This is a genomic window from Burkholderia sp. 8Y (assembly GCF_902506145.1).
In the GTDB taxonomy this organism is placed as follows: Bacteria; Pseudomonadota; Gammaproteobacteria; order Burkholderiales; family Burkholderiaceae; genus Caballeronia.
The window spans coordinates 1-2,592 of record NZ_LR733537.1 but is presented as its reverse complement, the minus strand read 5'-3'; the positions used below and the strand labels follow the sequence as shown (position 1 = coordinate 2,592).

Below are 2,592 nucleotides of genomic sequence, written 5' to 3'. Positions count from 1 at the left end.
GTATGCGACTCGGCACGACCGTATCTCAGTGCGGAATATTTCGACGCATGATGGGCGCGTTCAGCTTGACGGAGACAGTCAGCCATGTCGAACGCAGCGGGCCGTACCCATCCCCATCGCACGTATGCGCAAGAATTTAAGCAGCTGGTCATCAGGGAGACATTGGAACCCGGCATGTCGGTGTCGATCGTTGCGCGACGGCACGACATCAACGCCAATGTGGTGTTCGCATGGCGCAAGCAATACCGTGAAGGCAAGCTTGTCATTCCTGCACTCGAAGCTGCGCCTAGCGTGCCCAGCACGAAGCTGCTGAGCGTCGACGTAATCGATCCGGCATTGGTACTGCGGCCGCCTGAGTCGTCAATGGCGTCGCAAGCGACGAGCGGCGTACCGATGCCGGCGCCCGTGTGCGAAATCGAGGTGGAGATCGGCAAACGGCGTGTGAGGATTCGCGGCCTGTCTGCCGAGCGCGCTGAAGCGTTCCTGCAGGAATGCCTGAAGTGATCGCGCTGCCGGCAGGTACGCGCGTTTGGCTCGTGGCCGGCGTGACAGACATGCGCTGCGGCTTCCAGGGGCTGGCCGCGAAAGTGCAGACAGCTCTCGAAGAGAATCCGCTGGGTGGCAACGTATTCATCTTCCGCGGCCGCCGCGGCGATCTCGTGAAGCTGCTTTGGGCGACCGACGATGGGCTCTGGCTGCTCGCAAAACGATTGGAGCGAGGCCGGTTTATCTGGCCCCAGGCCGACGGTGGAAAAATCCATCTGTCGAGCGCACAGCTGTCGATGCTCCTCGAAGGCATCGACTGGCGACACCCGAAACGCACCGCTGCTCTGTCGATGTTGTAAACCACATCGAAGGCTCGTAAACTGCGACGCATGTCCCAATCTGCGCCGCTTCCCACCACCGTCGCGGAGCTCCAGGCTCTGGTGCTCGAGCAGCAGGCGTCGATCGAGAACATGGTGCGGGAGATCGCCGCAAGGGACGACCAAATCGAACGCCTGAAGGTGCAGATCGACAAGCTCAGGCGGATGTACTTCGGGAGCAAGTCCGAGAAACTGGCCCGGCAGATCGATAAACTCGAGGCGCAGCTGGAAGACCTGACGGCCGGTCAGGGCGCTGCCGAGACGCGAGGGCGTCCAGACAAGACGTCGACGGCGCCGCCCGGTCGAGCGCCCACGCGAGAGCCGCTGCCGCCGCACTTGCCACGCGATGAAATCGAACTTACACCGAATCCGGCTTGCCCCAAGTGTGCGACAACGATGCAGCGACTCGGCGAGGATGTTTCGGAGCAGCTCGCGCGCGTAGCGGCTGCGTTCAAAGTGATCCGCACGATCCGTCACAAGCTGTGCTGTCCTGACTGCGGCCACATCGAACAGCCCGCGATGCCCAGCCTGCCCATCGAGCACAGCATCGCGCATCCGAGCCTGCTGGCCGACATTGCGGTATCGAAGTTCGCCGATCACCAACCGCTGTACCGCCAATCGGAGATTGCGGCACGCGACGGCGTGACGTTGGATCGCGCCAGTATGGGCCGCTGGATCGGGCAGATCGCCGAGCTCTGCGGACCGCTTGTTGAAGCAATCCAGCGCTACGTGCTGGTCCCCGGCAAGGTACACGTCGACGACACGCCGGTTGCGGTGCTCGCGCCAGGCAACGGAAAGACGGTGACCGGTCGCTTCTGGGTCTACGTGCGTGACGATCACCGCTCGGGCTCGACTGAGCCGGCTGCGGTATGGTTCGACTTCTCCTCGAATCGCAAAGGCGTCCATCCTCAGACCCGTCTCGCCGCATTCCGCGGCATCCTGCAGGCCGATGCATACGCCGGTTTTGATCAACTGTATGCGAGCGGCGAGATCCACGAAGCGGCATGCTGGGATCATGCGAGGAGGTACATTTACGATGTTCACGCGCGCACACCGACTTTAGATACCCAGCAACTGCTCGAGATGATCGGCGAACTCTACCGCATAGAAGCCGACATCCGCGGCAAGGCGCCTGACGAGCGTCTGCGCTTCAGGCAGGAAAAGAGCAAGCCGTTGCTCGCGAAGCTCGAAGCGACGATCAGGGTGAAACTCGCGACGCTATCGACGAAGTCCGCGCTCGCAAAAGCAATCAACTACTCGCTGAACCACTGGGCGCCGCTGGTGTTCTACTGCGAGGACGGTCGAGTCGAGATCAGCAACGTGCTTGCCGAGAACGCGCTGCGCTGTGTCGCGCTCGGACGCAAGAACTATCTGTTCGTCGGCTCCGACAGCGGGGGCGAGCGAGCCGCCGCGATGTATAGCTTGATCGGGTCGGCAAAGCTCAACGGGATCAACCCGCGCGCCTATATGGAGTACGTCCTGACCCATATCGCTGATCACAAGATCTCACGCATCGACGAATTGCTGCCCTGGAACGTGGCTGACAAACTGAAGCCGGCCACTCCGCCTACGCCCTTAACCGGGTAGATCTGGATAGATTTGAGTGGATCGTGTCCACGATTGCCGATCATGGGCACGATCCCCCGTGATCTATACGAATTCCACCACGACAGCACCATCATGCCTCACGCGCGCGCGAATCAGGAACTGGCCCAGCCGAGTCGCTTAC

General features: G+C 61.6%; 3 protein-coding genes. All 3 read left to right on the top strand.

Annotated features, from left to right (window positions below):
• The first annotated feature begins 84 nt into the window (after window positions 1-84).
• Genes tnpA through tnpC form a run of 3 tightly spaced genes read left to right on the top strand, consistent with a single transcriptional unit; the run spans window position 85 to window position 2,450 of the window.
• Window positions 85-504 carry an IS66-like element accessory protein TnpA gene (tnpA, locus tag GV035_RS29790; protein WP_131239928.1) on the top strand — a complete coding sequence of 140 codons (420 nt, stop codon included), beginning with the start codon at window positions 85-87 and terminating at the stop codon, window positions 502-504.
• Complete coding sequence (gene tnpB, locus GV035_RS26505) at window positions 492-845, top strand: IS66 family insertion sequence element accessory protein TnpB (RefSeq protein ID WP_374729979.1); 354 nt, start codon at window positions 492-494, stop codon at window positions 843-845. Before tnpA ends, tnpB begins: the two co-directional genes overlap by 13 nt.
• A gap of 30 nt (window positions 846-875) precedes the next feature.
• On the top strand, window positions 876-2,450 hold the full coding sequence (tnpC, locus tag GV035_RS26500) for an IS66 family transposase (RefSeq protein WP_159838681.1): 1,575 nt from the start codon (window positions 876-878) through the stop codon (window positions 2,448-2,450).
• Window positions 2,451-2,592: the final 142 nt, after the last annotated feature.

Bases quoted from the DNA above. Each gene is read 5' to 3' on its own strand.
- tnpA (WP_131239928.1), top strand. From the start codon at position 85: ATGTCGAACGCAGCGGGCCGTACCCATCCCCATCGCACGTATGCGCAA.
- tnpB (WP_374729979.1), top strand. From the start codon at position 492: ATGCCTGAAGTGATCGCGCTGCCGGCAGGTACGCGCGTTTGGCTCGTG.
- tnpC (WP_159838681.1), top strand. From the start codon at position 876: ATGTCCCAATCTGCGCCGCTTCCCACCACCGTCGCGGAGCTCCAGGCT.